At 60.5% G+C, this 20,746-nt stretch carries 20 protein-coding genes; 11 read left to right on the forward strand and 9 right to left on the reverse strand.

Going from position 1 to position 20,746, the window contains the following annotated elements; translation table 11 throughout:
• The first annotated feature begins 140 nt into the window (after positions 1-140).
• Complete coding sequence (locus tag ACILSL_RS14815) at positions 141-1,376, forward strand: DUF1015 domain-containing protein (protein ID WP_395732822.1); 1,236 nt, start codon at positions 141-143, stop codon at positions 1,374-1,376.
• A 166-nt stretch (positions 1,377-1,542) separates the two neighbouring features.
• Here the strand turns inward: ACILSL_RS14815 and tilS are convergent, their stop codons facing one another.
• Positions 1,543-2,505: a tRNA lysidine(34) synthetase TilS gene (tilS, locus tag ACILSL_RS14820; protein ID WP_395732823.1), complete on the reverse strand. Its 963-nt coding sequence runs from the start codon at positions 2,503-2,505 to the stop codon at positions 1,543-1,545.
• Positions 2,506-2,615: 110 nt separating this feature from the next.
• Here tilS and cobA point away from each other — a divergent pair, with 110 nt between their 5' ends.
• The 4 genes from cobA to ACILSL_RS14840 all read left to right on the forward strand — a co-directional run bounded on the left by cobA (position 2,616) and on the right by ACILSL_RS14840 (position 9,177).
• Positions 2,616-4,142, forward strand: coding sequence for a uroporphyrinogen-III C-methyltransferase (gene cobA, locus ACILSL_RS14825; RefSeq protein WP_395732824.1), 1,527 nt, complete (start codon positions 2,616-2,618; stop codon positions 4,140-4,142).
• Between the two features lie 65 nt (positions 4,143-4,207).
• Positions 4,208-6,373 carry an ATP-binding protein gene (locus ACILSL_RS14830; RefSeq protein ID WP_395732825.1) on the forward strand — a complete coding sequence of 722 codons (2,166 nt, stop codon included), beginning with the start codon at positions 4,208-4,210 and terminating at the stop codon, positions 6,371-6,373.
• 3 nt (positions 6,374-6,376) lie between these two features.
• Positions 6,377-6,769: a response regulator gene (locus ACILSL_RS14835; RefSeq protein WP_395732826.1), complete on the forward strand. Its 393-nt coding sequence runs from the start codon at positions 6,377-6,379 to the stop codon at positions 6,767-6,769.
• Positions 6,766-9,177, forward strand: a complete 2,412-nt coding sequence (locus ACILSL_RS14840; RefSeq protein WP_395732827.1) for a response regulator — start codon at positions 6,766-6,768, stop codon at positions 9,175-9,177. The genes ACILSL_RS14835 and ACILSL_RS14840 overlap by 4 nt, the downstream gene beginning before the upstream one ends.
• Positions 9,178-9,240: 63 nt before the next feature.
• Here ACILSL_RS14840 and ACILSL_RS14845 read toward each other — a convergent pair whose 3' ends face one another.
• Positions 9,241-9,672, reverse strand: coding sequence for a MarR family winged helix-turn-helix transcriptional regulator (locus tag ACILSL_RS14845; protein ID WP_395732828.1), 432 nt, complete (start codon positions 9,670-9,672; stop codon positions 9,241-9,243).
• A gap of 84 nt (positions 9,673-9,756) precedes the next feature.
• On the opposite strand from ACILSL_RS14845, the gene ACILSL_RS14850 reads away from it, so the two are divergent.
• From ACILSL_RS14850 to ACILSL_RS14865, 4 genes are read left to right on the forward strand one after another with little or no spacing between them, the layout of a single operon-like run.
• Positions 9,757-9,984, forward strand: a complete 228-nt coding sequence (locus ACILSL_RS14850; RefSeq protein ID WP_395732829.1) for a hypothetical protein — start codon at positions 9,757-9,759, stop codon at positions 9,982-9,984.
• 1 nt (position 9,985) lies between these two features.
• Entirely contained in the window at positions 9,986-10,408 is a 423-nt protein-coding gene (locus ACILSL_RS14855; RefSeq protein WP_395732830.1) for a hypothetical protein, read from the forward strand.
• Positions 10,405-10,602 (forward strand): hypothetical protein, encoded by a 198-nt coding sequence (locus ACILSL_RS14860; RefSeq protein ID WP_395732831.1) that lies wholly within the window; start codon positions 10,405-10,407, stop codon positions 10,600-10,602. The genes ACILSL_RS14855 and ACILSL_RS14860 overlap by 4 nt, the downstream gene beginning before the upstream one ends.
• A gap of 15 nt (positions 10,603-10,617) precedes the next feature.
• The gene (locus tag ACILSL_RS14865; RefSeq protein ID WP_395732832.1) at positions 10,618-11,310 is read left to right on the forward strand and encodes an HPP family protein; all 693 of its coding nucleotides are present in this window, start codon (positions 10,618-10,620) and stop codon (positions 11,308-11,310) included.
• A gap of 6 nt (positions 11,311-11,316) precedes the next feature.
• Here ACILSL_RS14865 and ACILSL_RS14870 read toward each other — a convergent pair whose 3' ends face one another.
• The 4 genes from ACILSL_RS14870 to ACILSL_RS14885 all read right to left on the reverse strand — a co-directional run bounded on the left by ACILSL_RS14870 (position 11,317) and on the right by ACILSL_RS14885 (position 13,966).
• Positions 11,317-11,736: an HNH endonuclease gene (locus ACILSL_RS14870; RefSeq protein WP_395732833.1), complete on the reverse strand. Its 420-nt coding sequence runs from the start codon at positions 11,734-11,736 to the stop codon at positions 11,317-11,319.
• Positions 11,737-11,740: 4 nt separating this feature from the next.
• On the reverse strand, positions 11,741-11,962 hold the full coding sequence (locus ACILSL_RS14875; protein ID WP_395732834.1) for a hypothetical protein: 222 nt from the start codon (positions 11,960-11,962) through the stop codon (positions 11,741-11,743).
• Positions 11,963-12,037: 75 nt separating this feature from the next.
• Complete coding sequence (locus tag ACILSL_RS14880; protein WP_395732835.1) at positions 12,038-12,721, reverse strand: hypothetical protein; 684 nt, start codon at positions 12,719-12,721, stop codon at positions 12,038-12,040.
• A gap of 132 nt (positions 12,722-12,853) precedes the next feature.
• Positions 12,854-13,966 carry a transporter substrate-binding domain-containing protein gene (locus ACILSL_RS14885; protein WP_395732836.1) on the reverse strand — a complete coding sequence of 371 codons (1,113 nt, stop codon included), beginning with the start codon at positions 13,964-13,966 and terminating at the stop codon, positions 12,854-12,856.
• Positions 13,967-14,064: 98 nt separating this feature from the next.
• On the opposite strand from ACILSL_RS14885, the gene ACILSL_RS14890 reads away from it, so the two are divergent.
• The gene (locus ACILSL_RS14890) at positions 14,065-14,952 is read left to right on the forward strand and encodes a YgfZ/GcvT domain-containing protein (protein WP_395732837.1); all 888 of its coding nucleotides are present in this window, start codon (positions 14,065-14,067) and stop codon (positions 14,950-14,952) included.
• Positions 14,953-15,060: 108 nt separating this feature from the next.
• Here the strand turns inward: ACILSL_RS14890 and ACILSL_RS14895 are convergent, their stop codons facing one another.
• The gene (locus tag ACILSL_RS14895) at positions 15,061-16,371 is read right to left on the reverse strand and encodes a hypothetical protein (protein WP_395732838.1); all 1,311 of its coding nucleotides are present in this window, start codon (positions 16,369-16,371) and stop codon (positions 15,061-15,063) included.
• Positions 16,372-16,486: 115 nt separating this feature from the next.
• A complete protein-coding gene (locus ACILSL_RS14900; RefSeq protein WP_395732839.1) occupies positions 16,487-17,782 on the reverse strand; it encodes an acetylxylan esterase in 1,296 nt (431 codons plus the stop codon).
• Between the two features lie 103 nt (positions 17,783-17,885).
• On the opposite strand from ACILSL_RS14900, the gene ACILSL_RS14905 reads away from it, so the two are divergent.
• On the forward strand, positions 17,886-18,908 hold the full coding sequence (locus tag ACILSL_RS14905) for a phosphodiester glycosidase family protein (protein WP_395732840.1): 1,023 nt from the start codon (positions 17,886-17,888) through the stop codon (positions 18,906-18,908).
• On the opposite strand, the gene ACILSL_RS14910 is transcribed toward ACILSL_RS14905, so the two are convergent.
• A complete protein-coding gene (locus ACILSL_RS14910; protein WP_395732841.1) occupies positions 18,892-20,715 on the reverse strand; it encodes an FAD-dependent oxidoreductase in 1,824 nt (607 codons plus the stop codon). The genes ACILSL_RS14905 and ACILSL_RS14910 overlap by 17 nt on opposite strands.
• Between the last annotated feature and the right edge of the window lie 31 nt (positions 20,716-20,746).

Here is a 20,746-nt window from a genome sequence, read left to right on the forward strand (position 1 = left end):
CTCCGGCCAAATTTACAATTCTCAGTTTTCAGTTCTCAATTTACAATCTCCTGCCGATCTTCCCCTCCTAGGCCTGCCCAGCCTCATTGCCGCCCCGCCTCCGCGATTGACAAGCGCCCCCCCTCGCTCTATCCCGCCCCATGCGCATCCGCTCATTCAAAGGTCTCGTCCCCACCCAGAAAAACGCCCCCGAAGTCGCCGCCGTCCCCTACGACGTGGTGAACCGTGAGGAAGCCGCCGCCCTGGCCCAGGGCAAGCCCTTCAGCCTCCTGCACGTGGACCGCGCCGAAATCGATCTCGATCCCGAAATCGACCCCTATTCCGCCCCCGTTTACGCCAAGGCCCGCGAAAATTTCGACCGCCTGCAAAAGGACGGCATCCTGGTGCGCGAGGACAAGCCCTGCATGTACCTCTACCGCCAGGTCATCGACGGCCACAGCCAGACCGGCCTCGTCACCGTCTGCCACACTGAGGACTACGAGAAGGACATCATCAAGAAGCACGAAAAGACCCGCCAGGATAAAGAGGACGATCGCACCAACCTCGTCGATGCCCTCAACGCCAACACCGGCCCCATCTTCCTCACCTACCGCCAGCGTCCCGGCATCAGCGCCCTCATTGAAAGCTTCATGAAGGACGAGAAGCCCATCAACGACTTCACCGCCCCCGATGGCGTGCGTCATCAGCTCTGGCGCCTCTCGCTGGGCCTCTGCGTGTCCCTGACCGGCCTGTTTGAGAGCCAGGTGCCCTGCGCCTACGTGGCAGACGGCCACCACCGCGCCGCCAGCGCCTTCCGCGTCAGCAAGCTCCGCCGCGAAGCCAACCCGAATCACACCGGCCAGGAAAACTACAACTGGTTCCTCAGCGTCCTCTTCCCCGGCAACGAGCTCAAAATCCTGCCCTACAACCGCGCCGTCAAAGACCTCAACTGCAACGACCGCGAGGAATTCCTCAAGAAAGTCGGCGAAGTCTTCACGATCAAGCCCACCACGCTCAAATCCCCCACCAAGCCCGGCCAGTGCTGCATGTACCTCAAGGACCAGTGGTATGAGCTCAATTGGGAGCCCGCCAAAGACGCCAGCCCCATCGACCAGCTCGACGTCAGCATCCTGCAGGACCGCCTGCTCAAGCCCATCCTCGGCATCGACGATCCGCGCACCAGCAAGCGCATCGACTTCATCGGCGGCATCCGCGGCACCGCCGAACTGGAAAAACTGGTGAACGGCAAGGAGCACACCGTCGCCTTCTCCATGTACCCCACCACCGTCGAGCAGCTCATGGCCATCTCCGACGTCGGCCAGATCATGCCACCGAAAAGCACCTGGTTTGAGCCCAAGCTCCGCAGCGGCTTGTTCGTGCACACGCTGGAGGGGTAAGCACCCCACGCAAGGTAGGGAGGCTTGTCCTCAAGCCTCCGCCGGGCGTCTCCAGGCGTTCTTCACCGCATGCGTGTTCGTAGGATGGGTGTGGCGACAGCCCGCCCGTCCATCAGCGCACAGCAGACACCATGGCCTCAGAGCGGCCTAAAACTCTGCACCATTTTCACTCCACCCACATCCGCTTCGCCTTCCGCCGCAGGTGCCTGTCCCCCGGCAGATTGATCTTCGCCACACCATCCGGCGCCAGCATGCCCAGGGCCGCTTCAATCACATCATGATCAATGCCCGGCAGTTCCCACGCCTCCCGCAGCCACAGCGCAAACACCCGTGACGACACCGCCGGATGCAGCGCCATCAGCTCCGGCGTAACCACCAGCGAGCGATCCTCTTTCACCCGCCCCTCCGCCATCAAAAACGCCAGGGCCTGACGCTGCAGCGCATCATCGTCCTGCTCGGCCAGCGAGCCCAGCCGCAGCACCTGCGGCACCACATCCCGGGCAAAAATGTCGTTCAGCAGCGGCAGCGCCTCATGCCGCAGCCGGTTGCGGCGGTGCTTCGGCGAGGTGTTGCTCGAATCCTCCCGATACTTGAAGCGCTTGGATTTCAGATACGCATCGATCTCGCTGCGCCGTGCTTGCAGCAGCGGGCGCACCAGATGCAGGCCCGAGTCCAGCCGCTGCACCGCATGGATGCCCGCCAGCCCCGCCAGCCCCGTGCCACGGCACAGATTCGCAAGAATCGTCTCCGCCTGATCCTCGGCATGATGCGCCAGCAGCACGACCCACACGTCGTACTTCTCCGCCATGCGCAGCAGAAAGGCGTACCTTGCATCGCGCGCCGCCGTCTCCGTCGAGACACGGCTTTTCTCCGCCAGCGCCGCCACATCCTCCGTCTCGATCTCGCACTTCAGCCCCAGCTTCTTCGCCAGACGCCGCACAAACGCCGCATCGTCGATCGATTCCTTGCCGCGCAGGCCATGGTTCAAATGGCAGAGAATGAGCTGGGTGAACCCCGCCTCCCGCAGCAGGTGCAGCAGCGCCACCGAGTCCCGCCCGCCCGAAATCGCCAGGAGCACAGGTTCGGCAGGATCACAGGCAGCAGGCAGATTTAAGAGGATGGCAGGCACGGTTGGCATCCTGAATGATTTAGCCTCGACCACCGATCAGTAAAAGGGAATCCGTCATCCATCCTTGCAGTAAGCCGTGGTTTCGACACCTTGCACACCCCTTTCCCACCATGGCCACCAAGAAAACCACCCCTGGCATCTGTTACCTCGTCGGCGCCGGTCCCGGCGATCCCGGACTTCTCACGCTCAAGGGAAAGGAATGCATCGAGGCCGCCGACGTTCTCGTTTACGACTACCTCTGCAACCCCGAGCACCTGCGCTACGCCAAGGACGGCGCGGCCAGCATCTACGTCGGCAAGAAGGCCGGCGACCACACGCTCTCCCAGGAGGAAATCAACAAGCTCATCGTCAAGCTCACCACCGAGGGCAAAACCGTCACGCGCCTCAAGGGAGGAGATCCCGTGCTCTTTGGCCGTGGCGCCGAAGAAGCCGCCGAGCTCCATGAAGCCGGCGTGAAGTTTGAAATCGTCCCCGGCATCACCTCCGCCATCGCAGGCCCGGCCTACGCAGGCATCCCAGTCACGCACCGCTCCCACGCCTCCCAGCTCACCATCTTCACCGGCCACGAAGACCCCACCAAGCCCGACACCTCGCTGAACTACGCCAAGCTGGCCCAGGCAGACGGCACCAAGGTCTTCCTCATGGGCGTGGAGCGCATCGAGGAAATCACCCGCGAATTCCTCAAGCACGGCGCCAATCCGGAAACCCCCGTCGCCCTCGTCCGCTGGGCCACGCACAGCCACCAACAGACCCTCGTGGGCACGCTCAGCGACATCGCCGCCAAGGTGAAGGCCGCAGGCTTCAAAGCCCCCGCCGTCGCCATCGTCGGCGACGTCGTCACCGAGCGCCCGCAGTTGAACTGGTTTGAAGACCGCCCGCTCTTTGGCAAACGGATCGTCGTCACCCGCACCCGCGCGCAGGCCAGCGCGCTCAGCAAGCAGCTCTCCGTGCTCGGCGCCAACGTCATCGAGATTCCCACCATCCGCATCGCCCCCGTGGAAGACCAGCTCTCCTTCGGCGAGCTCGTGCAGGACTGCCACACCTACGACTGGATCATCTTCACCAGCCCGAACGGCGTGGACGCCTTCTTCACCATGTTCGACAAGCTCTACAACGACGCTCGTAGCATCGGCGGCGTGCGCATCGCCTGCATCGGACCCGGCACCGCCGAAAAGGTGAAGGCCCGCCACCTCGCCGTGGATCTCATGCCGGACAAAGGCCACTACGTGGCCGAAGGCCTCGTCAAAGCCTTCAAAGACCACCAGGACATGGAAAACGTGAAGGTGCTCTGGGTCCGCGCCCAGGAAGCGCGCGAAGTCATCGCCAACGAACTCGCCGGCATGGGGGCCATCGTCGATGAATGCGAAGCCTACCGCACCATCGCAGAGACCGAGGACAACCTCGACGCCCTCGCCCGCCTCAAGGAAGAAGGCGCGGACATGATCACCTTCACCAGCGCCTCCACCGTCGAGCACTTCCTCAACCTCAAGGTCGCCCTCCCCGAAGGCATCAAGATCGCCAGCATCGGCCCCGTCACCAGCGCCGCCATCAAAGCCCGCGGCCTCAAGGTCGATGTCGAAGCCAAGGAAAACAGCATCCCCGGCCTCGTCGCGGCGGTGGAGAAGTTTTGGAGATAAAACAACGCTGGCATTCTACGGGAAGCTTCGCATAGGGGAGGCAGGCCATTCGGCTTGCCCCCTCGATGAGTGATTCCGTCAATCCATCCTCAAGCCACTTAGGGAGCCCTAGCAGCATCCAGGCACTGCAGGAGCACCAGCTCGAAATCGAGCGGCTCAAGCGCCTGTATGCCGCGCTCAGCCAGATCAACCACGCGATCGTGAGGAAACCGCAGCGCGAGGAGCTTTTCAAAAAAATCTGCACCGTGCTGGTCGGGCATGGCGGCTTCCTCATGGCCTGGATCGGCTGGAATGACCCGGAAACAAAGCGCCTCATGCCGGTGGCAGAGTGCGGCGACACCGGCGGCTATCTCCACAACATCCAGATCTACACCGATGAGCGGCCGGAAGGCCTGGGCCCCTCAGGCACGGCGTTTCGTGAAGGCAGGCCCTACATCTGCAATGACCTGCTGAATGATCCCTCCACCCTGCCCTGGCGTGCGGAGGCCGGCCGCCGCAACCTGCACGCATCCGCCGTGTTTCCCATCCGGCAAAAGGGCGTGGTGTGTGGCACGCTCAATGTCTATGCGGCAGAGCCCGGCTTCTTCCAGGACCAGGAAATCGCGCTGCTGGAAGAGGCGGCCATGGACGTCTCCTTCGCGCTGGAAAACCTGGAGCGTGAGGCACTGCGGCAGCAGGCCCAGGAGGAGGCGGAAAACGAAAGGCTCTTCATGGAAACCATGATCGAGAGCATGCCGGGCATCGTGTATTTTTACAGCGAGCAGGGCAAATTTTTGCGCTGGAACCAGAACTTCTCCACCGTCTCCGGGTACAGCAGCGCGGAGATCGCGCAGATGCACCCGCTGGATTTTTTTGGCGACTCGCACAAGACGCAGGTCGCGCACCGCATCGCCCAGACTTTTGAGACGGGGACTTCCGCTGTCGAAGCCCCCTTCATGTGCCGGGACGGCAGCAGCAGGCCGTATTTTTTCACCGGGCGGCGCGTGGTTTTCAAGGGCACCACCTGCCTGGTGGGCATGGGCATTGACATCTCGGAGCGCCATGCCGCGGAGCAGGCTCTGCAAAAGAGCGAGCAGCGCTATCGCAGCACGCTGGACAACATCCTCGAAGGCTGCCAGCTGCTCGACTTCGAATGGCGCTACCTCTACCTCAACGACGCGGCGTCCATCCAGAACCGGCGGCCGAAAGCCGGGCTGCTCGGCAGCCGCATGCAGGACGCCTGGCCCGGCATCGAGCAGTCCAGGGTGTTTGCCCTGATCCGGCGCTGCCTGGAGGAGCGGCTGCCGTTTCATGAGGAAACCGAGTTCATTTTTCCTGACGGCGAACGCGGCTGGTTCGATGTGCGCGGCCAGCCGGTTCCCGAAGGCGTCTTCCTGCTTTCCATCGACATCACCGAGCGCCACCAGGCCGAGATGGCGCTGCGCGAGCTCAACGACAGCCTGGAGGCCAAGGTAGCCACGCGCACCACCGAACTGGAGGCCGCACGCGTGCGCGCCGAGGCGGCGGACCGGCTCAAATCAGCCTTCCTCGCGACCATGTCGCATGAATTGCGCACCCCGCTGAATTCCATCATCGGTTTCACCGGCATTTTGCTGCAAGGCCTCGCCGGCCCCCTGAATCCTGAACAGGGCAGGCAGCTCGGCATGGTGCGCACCAGCGCACGCCACCTGCTTGAGCTGATCAACGACGTGCTCGATCTCTCCAAAATCGAAGCCGGCCAGCTCGAACTGCGCGCCATACCGTTTGACCTGAAGGGCTCCATCGAGCGCGTCACAGCCACAGTGAGGCCGCAGACCGAGGCCAAGGGACTCACGCTCACCACCATCCTGCCCCCGGAGCTGGGCTCCATGGTCAGCGATCAGCGCCGCGTGGATCAGATCCTCCTCAATCTCCTGAACAACGCCATCAAGTTCACCGATCAAGGCCACGTGACTCTCACCGCCGAGCCAGTTCTGGAGTTCCAACCCGCGCCGGATCTGCCGCAGCAGCCTGCCGTGCGGCTTTCGGTCACGGACACTGGCATCGGCATCAAGCCGGAGGATCTCTCCAAGCTGTTTCAGCCCTTCCGCCAGATCGACAGCGGCCTCACCCGCCAGCATGAGGGCACGGGGCTTGGCCTCGCCATCTGCCGCCGCCTCACCACGCTGCTCGGCGGAGAAATATCCGCCGCAAGTGAATGGACCAAAGGCAGCACCTTCTCCGTCATCCTCCCGCTGCAAGCACCCGCCTGATCCATGAGCCGCACCATTCTGTTGATCGAGGACAACGAGCAAAACCGCTATCTGACCACGTTCCTGCTGGAGCAGCACGGCCACCGGGTCGTGTCTGCCCCGGACGGCCTGCGCGGCATCGAGCTCGCCCGCACCCTTGTGCCTCATCTCATCCTGCTCGACATCCAGTTGCCCACCATGGACGGCTACGCCGTTGCCCAGGCCTTGCGTGGCATCGACTCATTGCGTGACATTCCCATCATCGCCGTCACCTCCTACGCCATGACCGGGGACCGCGAGAAGGCGCTCGCCGCCGGGTGCAATGGTTACATTGAAAAACCGATCAACCCCGACACCTTCGTCGCGGAAATAGAACGCTTCATCCCGTCGCAAACTCCACCTCCAGGATCCCCATGACCCGCGCTCTGATCGTCGATGACAAAGAGGAGAATCTCTACTATCTGGAAGCCTTGCTCAAAGGGAACGGCTGCGAAGTCATCACTGCACGCCACGGTGCCGAAGCCCTGGTAAAATCGCGGCAGACTCCTCCAGACGTCGTCATCTCAGACCTTCTCATGCCCGTGATGGACGGCTACACGCTGCTCCGCCACTGGAAGGCCGACGCACAGCTCAAACACATCCCTTTCATCGTCTATACGGCCACCTACACCGAGGCGGAGGATGAGCGGCTGGCGCTCAACATGGGCGCAGATGCCTTCATCCTCAAGCCCGCCGAGCCGGAGGACTTCATTGCCCGCCTGAAAGAAGTGCAGAGCCATGACTCGGCGGCCCAACCGCCCATGTCCCGCGCTCCCGCAGGTGATGAAAAAGCCCTCCTCAAAGTTTACAGCGAGACGCTCATCCGCAAGCTCGAAGAGAAGACCCTGCAGCTGGAGGAGGCCAACCGCACCCTTCAGAAAGACATTTCCAACAGCAGGCAGATGGAGACCCAGATACGCCATGCAAGCAATCTCCTCCACGCCATGGCAGACGGCATACCCGACGCGGTCTTCGTCAAAGACTTGCAGGGCCGTTATCTGCTTTTCAACAAGGGTGCCTCCCAATTGGTCGGGCGGAAAGTCGAAGAAGTGCTGGGTCAGGACGACACGTCCATCTTCAGCCCGGAAGACGCCCGTGCTGTGATGGAAAGCGACCGCCAAGTGATGCTCTCCGGCCGGACCGGGATGGTGGAGGAAGTGCTCACCGCCGCCGGTGTGACACGCACTTATCTGGTATCCAAAGCCCCGTACCGCGACAGCCAGGGAAACATCATCGGCCTCATCGGCATCTCCCGTGACATCACTGAGCGCAAACAGGCGGAGAATAAGATTCGCGAGCAGGCCACCCTTCTGGACAAGGCGCAGGACGCCATCCTGGTGCGTGATCTGGGACACCGGATTCTCTACTGGAACTGCAGCGCCGAACGGCTCTATGGCTGGACGGCGCAGGAGGCCATGGGGCGTTCCATCAAAGAACTGCTCTACCAGGATCCAGCCCCATTCCTGGCCGCCACCAGCGAGGTGCTGGAGAAAGGCGAGTGGGTCGGCGAGATTCAGCAGTTCAACAGGGATGGCCAGACTCTCATCATCGAAGGCCGCTGGACTCTCGTGCGCAATGACCAGGGTCTGCCTCACAGCATCCTCGCCATCAACACGGACATCACCGAGCGCAAAAAACTCGAGCAGCAGTTCCTGCGCACCCAGCGCATGGAAAGCATCGGCACACTCGCCGGCGGCATCGCGCATGATCTCAACAACGTGCTGGCTCCCATCCTGATGTCCATTGAGCTCCTGCGGCTCCAGGAAACAGACCCACGCAGACTCGACATCCTCAGGACCATCGAAACCAGCGCCAAACGCGGGGCGGACATGGTCAGGCAGGTGCTCTCGTTTGCACGTGGTGTCGAAGGCAGGCAGGTGGAGGTGCAGATCGGACACCTGCTGAGCGAAATTGAAAAAATAGCCAACGAGACCTTCCTCAAAAGCATCCGCGTCCGTTGTGTCATTCCCACCGGACTGTGGACCGTGGTCGGAGACCCCACCCAGCTCCACCAGGTGCTGTTAAATCTTTGTGTGAATGCACGCGACGCCATGCCACACGGCGGATGCCTCTCGCTCTCCGCCAGGAACCTGCAGGTGGATGACCAGTACGCGAGCATGAATCCCGAGGCCACCCCCGGCCCGCATGTCGTCATTGATGTCGAAGACAACGGCAATGGCATGCCGCCGGAGGTCATCGAACGAATCTTCGAACCTTTCTACACCACCAAAGAACTGGGCAAAGGCACCGGACTGGGACTTTCCACCACCCTGGCCATCATCAAGGGACATCGCGGCTTCATTCGCGTCCAGAGCGATCCGGGCATCGGCACCAAGTTCTCCATCTTTCTGCCGGCCCGCACGGCGGAAGGCCAGAGCCTTGCCATCGCAGAAAACGAGCTGCCACGCGGCAATGACGAAATGGTGCTCGTGATTGATGACGAGGCCTCTGTGCAGCAGATCACACGGCAGACCCTGGAACTCTTCGGCTACCGCGTACTCATCGCTGCCGATGGCGCCGAGGCCGCAGGCATCTATGCCATGCGCAAAAATGAAATCGACGTCGTGCTCACGGACATGATGATGCCGGTCATGGACGGCTCGGCCGTCATCCAGGTGCTGCTGCGCATCAATCCGCAGGCGCGCATCATCGCCGCCAGCGGCGTCAGCACAGACGGCATGGTGTCAAAAGCCGTCAGCTCAGGAGTCAAATTTTTCCTCCCCAAACCCTACACCGCAGAAACGCTGCTCAAAACACTGCGCAAGGCCTTGGACGGCCCTGTTTGAGAAAAGCCACGCGTCATCACCGTCAGGAAGCGCAGGAAAGGCATCAAGTCGCAGCGCACTCTCTCAAGCCCCCGCTTCCCCCTGCCCCAGTCGCTGCAGCAGACTGCTCAATTCCGGTCCAATCAGCCGCAGTTGTTCTCGGTGCATGGACGAAAGCTCCTCCAGCATGCTCTCTCCATGCGGGGTGAGGCTGATGTGCACCTGCCGCCGGTCTTCGGCTGAGGCATCACGCTCCACCAGATTCTCCAGCACCAGCCGGTCGATCAACCCGACGGCGCTGTGGTGCTTGATCTGCAAGCGTTCCGCCAGCTCCCCCACCGTCACACGGTCGCGTCCTGGAAATCCCTTGATCGCCAGCAGCGCCTGATGCTGCTGCGGCGTCAGCCCCGCCTCCCCTGCCGCATCTTCACTGAAACGAAGAAACTTCCTCAGCGCGAAGCGAAACGCCGCGAGGTTTTCATACTGCGATTTGGAGAACGATTGGCGTCTGGGCATGCCTTCGTGTGCAGCATTTTTGGGGCCATCCTTGTTTGACATATATCGCATTACGATACTTATTCCCAAAATGCCAGCCCAACCATGCCTGACAGCCGATATTGCGTCCCAAAGCCCGGGCACAAACGTCAGGCTGGCCGATTTCACCACCTGCCCACGGGTGCTTCTCATATCTTCGGCAGCCCTCGTCGTGGGCGCCATCACACAGGCGTCCCCTCACCCTTCCCCACCATGCTGCTCATCACCAAAGCACTGCTGATCAAGCTCCTCATCGCCGCGAGTGCCGGCGGTGTCATTTACGCCCTCTGCTGACATGCCACGTTTCCACTATTTCCGCGATGCCTTGTTCCTGACCGCCTGCGTGGCCTACGGCATCAATCGCTGCTTCATCAAGCCTCACTCGCTGCCGGGCTTCATGATGTTTCACTTCAATGACCTCTGGCTCATCCCCTGCGCACTGCCGCCCGTGCTCTGGCTGCACCGCCGTCTGGGGCTGCGTGCGCAGGATACGCCGCCGCAGCCGCTCGAAATTGCCGGGCACCTCGTGTTCTGGTCACTGCTCTTCGAATGGATCATTCCCAAACTTACCCACGCATCAGGGGATCCAGTCGATGTGGCCGCATACGCCCTGGGCGCCCTTGGCGCCGGCTTGTGGTGGAACCGTCAGCCCGTGTTTGCAGCCACCCCCATCAGCCTCTCCGCCTCCTGCCACTCCTCAATCCCTCCTTCCCGATGAAACCACCTTCTCCCACCGCTGTGACTCCTGCAGAAAGTACTTCAGAGGACGCAGGCGCAAAGGCTTTGCTCGCCTGGCTGCCCCATCTCGCCAAAGCGCAGGAGATCGAAGACGAGCCCGCAAGCTTTGCCAGCCCGCCTTGTTATCTCGCCCAGTTTGCAGACGTGGACTTCGCTGACGAAACCGCCAAATAAAAACGCCCTCCGTCAGTGCCCATTCCCAAATTGCGCCAATGGCTCGGCATCGAGCTCATCGAAGTCAGCATCACTGAAAAAGCCGTCTCCGCCTTCGGCGGCGGACTCGCCATTTTGACGCTGATTGCCATTTCCACCTACGCCCTCCCCGCAGGGGGCGCGGCCGCACTCATCACCTCCATGGGAGCCAGCGCCGTCCTGCTCTTTGGCGTGCCTCACGGCCAGCTTTCCCAGCCGTGGCCGGTCATCGCAGGGCATGGTATCTCCGCGCTCATTGGCGTCACCTGCGCGCAGTGCATTCCTCACCCCGCCATCGCCGCCGCCTGTGCCGTAGGCCTCGCCATCGGGGCCATGCAGCAGCTCAAATGCATCCACCCTCCCGGCGGAGCCACCGCCTTCACCGCCGTCATGGGCGGCAGCGCCATCCACCAGCTCGGCTTCAGCTTCGTGCTCTTTCCCGTCCTCACCAATGCTCTCGTCATGGTGCTGCTGGCCGTGCTCATCAACTACGCCTTCCACTGGCGGCGCTACCCCAACGCATTCCACCATCCCGCACAGAAGCCCAGCGCACCCCAGGATGAATCCCTTCCCACTCACGAAGAAATCATCGCCGCCATCCGCTCACTCGACTCCTTCGTGGACATCAGCGAAGACGATCTCCTCCGGCTGCTCGAATTGCTGAAGTCGCATCCGGGAAAGATCAGATGAGGCGCTTCACAAGTGACCAGGTGGCGGATGTCTTCGCAGCTTCTTTTCGAACGCACGAATGACCTGATGCTCAGAGCTGTTCAGATTCAATGCTTCGATCGTTGTCCTGCCGATGGCGGTGATGCCGTTTATGCGACATGCCATCCAGCGAAAGTGATGATTCCACGAATGCTCGCGGGGATGAAACAGCCGCATGATACGGCCACTTTGAGGATCACGGGCATTTTGCCGTGCGCCTTTGCGCAGCGAGCAGTGGATGCAGGCCAGTGCGAGATTGTCCATGCTGGAATCACCACCTGCCACCTGCGGTACGATATGATCCACATGAAACGTGGCCGCCTGGCCTATCTGTGAGAGTCCGCAGTATTCACAGCGGTGCTTTGCCCTGCGGGCGACACGCCTTCGCAGACTGATAGGAACAGCCATGCGTTTAAGCCTTCAACGCTTTGACCTGCGCTCCCAGTTTTAGGATCGACAAAGTCGTTGCCATCTGGACCAGCCCCTCGGCCTCCTTCTTTTCACCAGCAGAGAGTTTGCCTCTGCGGCCTTGTTCATCGAGCAGGAACTGTAACCGTGCATCGAGCGCCTTCGGGAAACGCAGCTTGGCCAGTTTGGCCGGCATGGGCACAGTCAGTTGAACGGTTTGGTTCATGATGGAGAGGTTACCGCATTCGCCACAAGTCGCAACGCCTTCGTTTAGGCAGAAACTTAGCTTTAGATTTCGCACTCACTCTTTCCGTGTCATCACCGTCACCACCAGAATAAAAAAGCACATCACCACAGAAAAAAGCGGAAACTGCAGCGCCGCAGGCAGGCTGTAAACGAGGACAAGCGCCGGTATCCAGATGAGCCAGTTCGTGATGAGCACCGTCGGGCAGGTGCGCGTCCAGAATTCACGGTTCAGTGTCGGCCGCATGCGTGCCCAGGAGCCGCCCAGTTCCACCCAGCGCAGGGCGATGACATAGGTCGGCACAAACCAGATCGGGCTCATGATGAATTGGTCCACCAGCACCTTCTTCACCAGCGTGCCCGCATCATGCGCATCCCCAAACATCCAGGTCTGGAAATGATAGAACAAATCAATCTCCATGCCGCGATACCCCCAGAACAGCATGAGCAGCAGCAGACGCTTTCCTCCCCCGTCCTTCGGCAGCGTGCCCATGATCCGCTGAATACCCGTGGGCATCAGCGCCGCGGCAAACATGGTGGAAACACACGAAAAGGCAAAGGACCAGTGCGTCTTGAACGCGCCTACCTCCTCCCAAAAACCCGCCAGCGCCGGCACCTGATAGTAGCTGACCACCAGAGCCACGGCGAACGCATTCAGCACCAGGCATGGCACACGGTTCTGCCGAAACACCGCCATGATGGTGGCAAATATTCCAGGTGAGGATGTGGGAGAGGCGGGCATACGAGGCTCAATCCTTCATGTCTGCGGAACGTCAAAATGGCAAGCTGCTTGATCACACAGCCTGATCAGTGGCCAGCAAAAGAGCGACAGCTTTTGGCCGTCGCTCTTTCGTGAATTCCAAAGGATCAGACCTTACTTGTCCTCGCCGAAGTACTTCTTCCGCAGCTCGTTGCCGACGCCTTGTTCGGTGAGTTTCAGGAGGCCTTGATTCAGCTTCTCACGCATTGTGCTGTCCTGCTGCAGGGCGAAGGAGTAGTTCTGGCGCTGAAACACAGGACCGACCATCTGCAGTTTTTCGTCATTCAGTTTGCCGGCTTCGTATTGCAGCACGGGTGCATCGTAAACAACGGCATCCACATCTTTACCCTTCAAGGCGGCCACGCACTCGGTGACGGTGGCATAGGGCACCACTTTCGCCCCCTTGGTGGAGAGCCAGGTTTCGGTCGTGCTCCCCTTGACGGTGGCCACTTTGCGCCCGGGCAGATCACCAGGGCCATTGATGTCGCCCTTGAGGGTGTTGACGGTCAGCGTGGTGGTGAAGGAAGCGGTGAGCAAGGAGACCAGCACAATGCTCAGCAGCATCCAAACGATGGCCACGATACGACCACCGACGCCAACAGGGCCTTTGTTGTCAGCGCCACCGACGAGCAGCGTGCTGATCGTCCACCAGAAGGACTCCAACATGCCCTTCTTGTAATCTTCCGGCCATTGGTCGCCGTTCAAGGGATGCTCAAAGCGCCAGACAAGATGGGAGATGATGAGCATCGTCACCATGAGCAGGGCGAAAGCACCGACGAGCTCGATGTTAAAGAGATTGCCGATGAGTGAGAAGATGTTGTCCGCAAAGCTGCCGCTCCCGCCATTGACCAGCACCTGCAGACCTGATTCATAGAAGGGCTGGGTGAAGTCGATGACCTCTTCACGCATGGCCGTGACGCTGATCGCACCCACCCCCACATCCGCCGTTTTGTTCTTCAGCTCCTCGATGATGTCAGCCGCGGTGTTCACCACCTTGACCTCGTACTCCAGCTTCGTCTCGCGTGCCAGCTGGTCCCACAGCTCCGCAGCATAGCCCAGGCGGCGGCCATCTTTGTCGAACGAAAAGGGTTCAAGATTGCGGGTGACGACGCGGATTTTAGCCGTTGGGCTGGTGGCTGCGGGCGCAGCAGCCGGAGCCTGCGCAGCGGCCCCCGGGACAAAACTTAAAATAGAAACCGTAGAAAGGAACAGTAAAAGAGTACGCATGAGAGGAACATCGACACTGCCGCACCACCGGGATGAGTCAATACAATCCCTCGACTTTGCCAGCTTGCGACGCCGCACAGTCTGCTCATTCATAAGGCATGACCGCAGATTTCCTCCAGCAGATCACCACCCACGGTGCCGCCGTGAATCTTTCGTCACGCGCCAAGCTCCGCCTCACCGGTACCGACCGCATTCGCTATCTGAACGGCCAGGTCACCAACGATATGCGCCAGGTCAAGCCCGATGAATCGCTCTACGCTTGCGTAACTGACGTCAAAGGCCGCATCGCCGCAGATGTGTTTGTGCATGCCCAGGACGACTCACTCCTGCTGGATGCCGAACCTGACCTCCGCGAGCCCCTCGGCATGCGACTGGAGCGCTACATCGTGGCCGATGACGTCGAACTGGCTGATGTCACCGAGGAGTGGCAGCTCTGGCATGTCTGGGGTGATGCGGGCACTCTTGCCCGCTTCGAAAGCGCTCCTTACGCGGAAGATCGTCCGCACCACCTCCTGCACTCCACCCGCTTCGGCACACCTGGCCTGGACATCTGGCTTCCCGCAGCGGCACACGCTCCCACTTTCGAATCACTCCCCATCTTGAGTGAGGCCGACCTCGAAACCTGGCGCATCCTGCAAAAAATCCCCCGCTGGCCGCACGAACTGAACGCCGAAACATTCCCGCCGGAAGCAGGCCTCGAAGCCAGGGCCATGAATTTCACCAAAGGTTGCTACATCGGTCAGGAGGTGCTCTCACGCATCAAAACTACCGGGAAGATGCCCCGTGAGATGATCGCATTTGAATCGAACCTCGAAGTGAATGCAGGAGATGAACTCTGGATTGAAAAGGCCGTCGGCAAAGTCACCAGCGCGACAAAACATCCCGCCACCGGCCAGACCATCGGTCTCGCCATGATTCGGCAGGGATCAGCGCCGGACGCCATGCATGTCGGTAGCAGCACAGGGCCGCTGCTCACATGCCGCTGACCATGGCAGCCGCCACACGTTGCAGGCAGTCGCACCCATAAAAAAAGCGCATGGTCCGGAGACCATGCGCCTGGAATTGTTTCAGGAAGAAACGCTCAATGCGAAGGATTACTCTTCGCAGCAGCCGTCGTCGCAGCCGCAGTCTGCAGCGCCGTCGTCATCGTCGTCGTCGCCTTCTTCTTCCATTTCTTCGTCTTCTTCGTCACCGTCTTCTTCATCGGACTCGCCGTCGCCGTCGTCGTCGGTGTCTTCTTCGTCGCTGGTGCCGTCGTTGTCGTCATCCTCATCTTCTTCATCGTCAATGCCGTCGCCATCGGCGTCGTCATCGCAGTCGGCCGCTTCGTCAGCGAGGGAGTCGTCGTCCTCCTCGTCATCTTCCTCTTCCTCCTCTTCTTCGATCTCTTCTTCGTCCTCCTCGTCCACTTCCGTGGCGGACTCTTCCTCGTAGCTTTCCACCGACTCCTCATAGGTGGAGACTTCGGTCACGCTGATGGAGGTGCTGATCGAGGTGCTTTCGTAGTAGCTGCCGTAGTTGGCGATGCTGGAGTCATAGTAGTTCCAGCCGTCATAGTAGCCCCAGGCCGAACCACCGAAGATGGAACCCAGCACACTGATGATCGGCGTCAGCTTGCCCCAGGAGGACTGGTAGTAGGCAGGATAGTAAGAACGGGAGATGTTGCCATAGGCACCCAGGGTGTTCTTCAGGCGACCGGTCTGATACTGATACTTGGCATAGGTGCCGCGATCAGTTCCCTGAATGCCCAGGATCTTCGAGGCAAGGCTGATCAAGTCCGCGATCATGCGGGACTGATAGGATTTCGGTTTCGCGGAGGCAGCAGCCTGCTTCAGGTTGCCGATCAGCTCTTCCATCTTCGGACCTGCCTGCTGAATTTCAGCGAGTTCAGCGTCCGTAAGCTTGCCTTTTTTGCCACCTTTTTTCAGGGCGGCAACGGAAGGACCAAAATGGGTGAGATACATCTCATAAGCGGCATTCAGCGACTTCACACCACGGCCCACTTGGGATTTCGGATGTGCTTCACGAATGATGCTCCAGGTGGTGGCCAGTTGGGTGACGCCCTCACCGGTCTGGTCCAGGCCTTTGAGCATCTCCGGGCTCTTGTCCGCAATGCCTTTTTCCAACAGATCAAGCCCCTTTGCCGTGGACTTCAACGCAGAATAATAAGGCACTGACTGCTTGGACTTCGGGCTGATGTCCTTGGAGTTTTTAACAATGAAGGCAACGGAGGCCTTCATATCTTTCACCAGCGAGGCAGGCGTAGGCGCGGCACCCTTCTTGTTGTGGGTGGCCTTTCCTTTGGCTTTGGCCTCCTGGCCGTTCAAAGGCATGCCAGAAATACCGAGAAGGCTTAGACTGGCAACAAACGCAATGGATTTAATGAGTGTGGGTCGTGAATTCATGGACGAAGGCCTTTAGACTATCTTAAGCAAACCTTTATTCCACGACTTTTCGTATTTTCCTTGAAAGAAATCCCATCACTAAGCGGATGCTGCGGCAGCTCAGGCCGCCACATCATCACTTGAGCCTGTTCTCTCGCACATGCTTCAGCGCCGCCTCCCGCATGAACTTGCTGGCCGCTGGCGTGTTGGTATGCCCTGCGAGAATGTCGTTGTGGATCTCCTTTGGAACCGTCAGGGAGTTGTAGGCCGCATACACGCTGGTTGGCGGGCAGGTCGTGTCGATGAAGCCCACCGTCACCACCGCACCCTGGCACTTCGCCCGGGTGGCGAAGTTCACGTTGTCAAAATAGCGCGACGCCTGCAGGGCGGCGGCGTTTGGTTTGCCCTCGGCATCATTGGGTACGATCTTGGGCCAGCCGCTGATGCGATTGGCCTGGCTGCCGGTGTGGTCACAGCCCGCCGGCACCCCGGCGCAGATGAATGAGACCCGCTTATCCAGTCCCGCTGCCGCAAAAGCCTGGAAGCCCCCCTGGCTGCTGCCGTACACAATCAGCGTCTTTCCATCCCACTCGGGCTGCGCGGTGAGGAAGTCGATCGCACGGATCAGGCGCAGGAACATGCCTTTGAAGTAGATCTTTTCACGGTCCTGATTGTGCTCAAAGCGGTAGTCCTTCAGCTCCCCTGCCGCCAGTGCGTCATAAAACTCCTTCGGCTTCCCATTGGGCAGACCATGTGCATTGATGTCCATGGAAAGCATGCCGCCTTCGTTCAGCGCCCAAGACACGGCACCAAGAGTCGAACTACGCACACCGGCCCCATGCACATGCAGGATCGCCGGGAGAGACTTTGCCTTGGCCTGCAGCGGTTTGCCAAAATAACCGCTCACCGGCTTGCCCAGGCAGTCGATCTGCACATCAAAGGCCGCAACCCCCTTAGGCGCACCCGTTGTCACGGGGGTGAGCGTCGCCTTCGCCGGCACTTGCGCCAGCGCCGCCTTCTGGGCATCCCAGAACGCATCAAAATCCTCCGGCACCGGCATGCTGGGCTTGAGCAGCAGCGGATCATAGCCCGCCCCCGCCATGGTCGAGGCCTTGTCACTCGTGGCACGCAGAAGCAGGAAGCCGGGTTCGTCCAGCTTGCCGATAAGTGTTGCCTTGCCGTTCTTCACATTCAGCGTCTGCGGCGGCTGAGGCTGCACGCCATCTTTGGAAAGCACGCACACCACCTTCCCATCCGCCAAGGGCTTGCCGTCTTGCAGAGCCTCGATCGTGAAGGTGGCCGTCTCTCCCACCTTGTACTGAGCATCAGGATGATCGGTGCTGGCCTTCAGTGTCAGTGCCGGAGCAGGAGTCTGCGCCTGCAGATCGAGGGAAATAAGAAGCCACAATGCGGAGAACAGTTTCAATTTCATACCCCCGAAACTCGAACAGGGCCGGGCCCGAATCAATCTTCATTCATCGGCACGACATCGGCTCTTGATCGAACCTGACTGTTCTCCATGCTGCCACACCCCCATGCTTAGAAAACGCGGATGCCTCAAGCTGCTTCTGCTGCTCGCCCTTGCCGGCGCGCTGCTGGCATGGCTTGCCGGTGAGGTCTTTTTCAATCTGAACAGCAATCTCGTCGCCGTCAGCGTGCGTGATTCCAAAGCGCCGCTCCAGATTCTCACCAAGCGCGGCGAGTGGAAACCCGCCGTCGCTCTCACTGCCGGAGATCTCGACGCCGCCCTCATCGAGCGCCATCGCGAGACCGGCATGCGCTGGGCCACTCTCAAGGTTCGGCGCACAGGCGGCACACTGGCCAGCATCGCCCAGCGCGTTTTCGGGGCGGAGGTCCAGGTCGTCACCCTCTCCGCCGATCGCTTCGACTTCATGACCACCTTCCAGCCCAAGTTTGCCCTCACCACCGCGCGTGAACGCATGGAGGATGGCAATCTCTGGTTTGCCATCACCGCCAATTTCCGCGATCCCAAAGGCCGCCCCATGGGCTGGGTTTACCATGAAGGCCGTCAGGTCAATCAACCCTTCGGCGACTGGAGCGGCTGTTTCTTTGTCAAAGACGGCCGCCCCTGGTGCGGGCCGAAGTCACTCCTCAACGAAGTCCCCGGTCTCATCCAGGAAGGTTGCCAGGTCTATCCCTCCGTGATGAAAAACCACACCACTTTCTCCTACGTGGACCTGAAACCCGATGAGTTTTTCGACGGCTCCAAAATCAGCTACCGCTCCCTCGCCGGCATGCGTCAGGACGGCACCATCGTCTTCGTCCTCTCGGGCGATGGCGGCGTCATGAACGTCAGCGAAGTCACCGAAATCGCCCGCAAGCTCAATGTCCAGCACGCCACCCTCCTCGACGGCGGCCGCGCCCTGCAATACTCCATCCGCACCGACGACGGCCCCTGGCACTTCCACGCCTTGAACACCGAACTCCCCTTCAAGCACAAGTGGCTCGAACGCCAGCGCTCCCCCGTTTACATCGGCGTCCGCCGCAAGGCCCCGGTGATTATCGATGGTGCGTCTAGTTTCACGGTGCCGCCTTGAGCCGCTTCTGCCAGTCTGGATTCTGCCTCTTGTAGGCCTGAAACGCAGCGTGCTCCGTGGTCGAAATTTTGCCGTCTTTGCTGGTGTCGATGAACGGGAACAGCCACTCCCATCCCGGCTTGGCTTCGCTCCAGGCTTCCTTGGACTCCCACTCACCGGTTTCCACGCCTGCATGTCGCACTGCAGGTCCGGTCCACGCCAGTATCTGGCCGCGTTCCAGAAGGCGGATGCGGAGCTTCGTTGCATCAATTTGTTGCACCGGCACACCTTCATGGATCGCCTGCGCGGCAGCGACGCCAGCTGACTCACCCAGCACACAGAACACCGGCTCCATGCGCGCTGAGGCGTAGGCGATGTAGCTGGCCGAGAAGCACACCGGCACCAGCAGATTGCTGCAAACATCTGCCTTGGGCGTGATCGCCCGATACGGAATAGGATAAGGATGCCCCGTGCCCTGCGAACCACCAACGAACATGTTGCCCTCCGTTGCCACGCCCATCTTCCCGGTGCCAGGATCTGCCACGGCGTAACGACGCACCGGATAGATGTCCACGCCGTACAGTGCCAAGCCCACGCTGTCCTCCACCCGGGTCTGGTTCCACACATCCGCCAGCGTCAGCACATAAGGCCCCTGCATGCGCCGAGAGATTCGGACATAAAGCTGATTCGGCCAGCCCTCGGTGTCGGCATGCATCGTTTTGTCCAGGCCAAGCGCCGCAGTCTCGGCGCGAAACTTCTCCGGCACCCGTGCGTCCGTGCTCAAAAAGTGATGCAGTCCGCTGAGGTAATCCTTGTGCTGCCTCCAGATGCGAGACTTTGCCTCCCAATTCCCATCCTGATAGTAACGGCTCACTCCCAGCGGCGCGATCGTCACCAAGGAATCCCGCTTGTAGTTGTACTCCCCGCTGTTGAGCCAGCCTGGAAAAATGTCGCGCAGTTTTTTGAGCAGCTTCCCTTCGTCCTCAATGCTGCGCACCAGGTGCTCCACGTAGCGCCCCACCACTTCAAAATCCTTCGCGTCATAACCCGCCGGCTTTCCAAACGCGATGCGCTTCGCCGGATCGCGGGTCACATAAAAACGGTAGTTGTAAGCCTGCGTGTAATCATCCGCAGCGCCCTTTGGCAATCCATGATCTGCATCCACCAGCGGCAGCAGGCCGCTCTTTGCATCGCCTTGCACCACGTAGGGGTCAATGGGTGTCCAGTTCGTCGTCGGCCCCACGCCTGCCAGCTCTTCATTGAATGCCTCCTTCGCCTCCCGCCCCACGGCATACGGCACCTTCGCAGCAGCCATCACATCCCCCTCATAGCTGGCATCGATGAACACCTTCGCTTCGACCACCGCCGCATCGGATTGCGCCGCCTTGGGGGCAGGCACGCCGTTCTTGTCCGGAGGTGCCAGCTCCAGCACCAGTTTCGTGATCGACTTGCCCGTCTTTTCCATCTTTTGCACACGATGCTCAAACAGCACCGAAATCTTCTCCTCCTCAAGCCAAGCAGCGAAGGCCTGCCGGATGGCAGGGGGCTGTTTCCCCAGCTTGAAAACACGACTCGTCGTCAGCCCACCCACCGCCTGGGGTGCCGCACAGTCCTGCATCGGCTTGATCCCCGCACCGAGAATGCCGCCCACCCAGCGGCTGGGCTCCACGATGAGGACTGAACATCCCTCCTGCCTTGCCGTCACCGCAGCCACGATGCCTGCGGGCGTTGCGCCGTAAACGCACACATCCACCTTCTGCGGAGTGACTTCAGCATGCGCGGCACTCAGGGCCAGCAGGGCGGACAGGAAGGAAAGAGGACGCAGCATGCCCCTATCTGGCCACAGCTTGAGAGTCTGT

It is taken from the genome of Prosthecobacter sp. (genome assembly GCF_044222345.1).
Taxonomy (GTDB): domain Bacteria; phylum Verrucomicrobiota; class Verrucomicrobiia; order Verrucomicrobiales; family Verrucomicrobiaceae; genus Prosthecobacter.

What these genes read in the sequence shown, in the direction of transcription:
- ACILSL_RS14815 (WP_395732822.1), top strand. Translation starts at nt 141, where the DNA reads ATGCGCATCCGCTCATTCAAAGGTCTCGTCCCCACCCAGAAAAACGCC.
- cobA (WP_395732824.1), top strand. Translation starts at nt 2,616, where the DNA reads ATGGCCACCAAGAAAACCACCCCTGGCATCTGTTACCTCGTCGGCGCC.
- ACILSL_RS14830 (WP_395732825.1), top strand. Translation starts at nt 4,208, where the DNA reads ATGAGTGATTCCGTCAATCCATCCTCAAGCCACTTAGGGAGCCCTAGC.
- ACILSL_RS14835 (WP_395732826.1), top strand. Translation starts at nt 6,377, where the DNA reads ATGAGCCGCACCATTCTGTTGATCGAGGACAACGAGCAAAACCGCTAT.
- ACILSL_RS14840 (WP_395732827.1), top strand. Translation starts at nt 6,766, where the DNA reads ATGACCCGCGCTCTGATCGTCGATGACAAAGAGGAGAATCTCTACTAT.
- ACILSL_RS14845 (WP_395732828.1), bottom strand. Translation starts at nt 9,672, where the DNA reads ATGCCCAGACGCCAATCGTTCTCCAAATCGCAGTATGAAAACCTCGCG.
- ACILSL_RS14850 (WP_395732829.1), top strand. Translation starts at nt 9,757, where the DNA reads ATGCCTGACAGCCGATATTGCGTCCCAAAGCCCGGGCACAAACGTCAG.
- ACILSL_RS14855 (WP_395732830.1), top strand. Translation starts at nt 9,986, where the DNA reads ATGCCACGTTTCCACTATTTCCGCGATGCCTTGTTCCTGACCGCCTGC.
- ACILSL_RS14860 (WP_395732831.1), top strand. Translation starts at nt 10,405, where the DNA reads ATGAAACCACCTTCTCCCACCGCTGTGACTCCTGCAGAAAGTACTTCA.
- ACILSL_RS14870 (WP_395732833.1), bottom strand. Translation starts at nt 11,736, where the DNA reads ATGGCTGTTCCTATCAGTCTGCGAAGGCGTGTCGCCCGCAGGGCAAAG.
- ACILSL_RS14875 (WP_395732834.1), bottom strand. Translation starts at nt 11,962, where the DNA reads ATGAACCAAACCGTTCAACTGACTGTGCCCATGCCGGCCAAACTGGCC.
- ACILSL_RS14880 (WP_395732835.1), bottom strand. Translation starts at nt 12,721, where the DNA reads ATGCCCGCCTCTCCCACATCCTCACCTGGAATATTTGCCACCATCATG.
- ACILSL_RS14885 (WP_395732836.1), bottom strand. Translation starts at nt 13,966, where the DNA reads ATGCGTACTCTTTTACTGTTCCTTTCTACGGTTTCTATTTTAAGTTTT.
- ACILSL_RS14890 (WP_395732837.1), top strand. Translation starts at nt 14,065, where the DNA reads ATGACCGCAGATTTCCTCCAGCAGATCACCACCCACGGTGCCGCCGTG.
- ACILSL_RS14895 (WP_395732838.1), bottom strand. Translation starts at nt 16,371, where the DNA reads ATGAATTCACGACCCACACTCATTAAATCCATTGCGTTTGTTGCCAGT.
- ACILSL_RS14900 (WP_395732839.1), bottom strand. Translation starts at nt 17,782, where the DNA reads ATGAAATTGAAACTGTTCTCCGCATTGTGGCTTCTTATTTCCCTCGAT.
- ACILSL_RS14905 (WP_395732840.1), top strand. Translation starts at nt 17,886, where the DNA reads ATGCTTAGAAAACGCGGATGCCTCAAGCTGCTTCTGCTGCTCGCCCTT.
- ACILSL_RS14910 (WP_395732841.1), bottom strand. Translation starts at nt 20,715, where the DNA reads ATGCTGCGTCCTCTTTCCTTCCTGTCCGCCCTGCTGGCCCTGAGTGCC.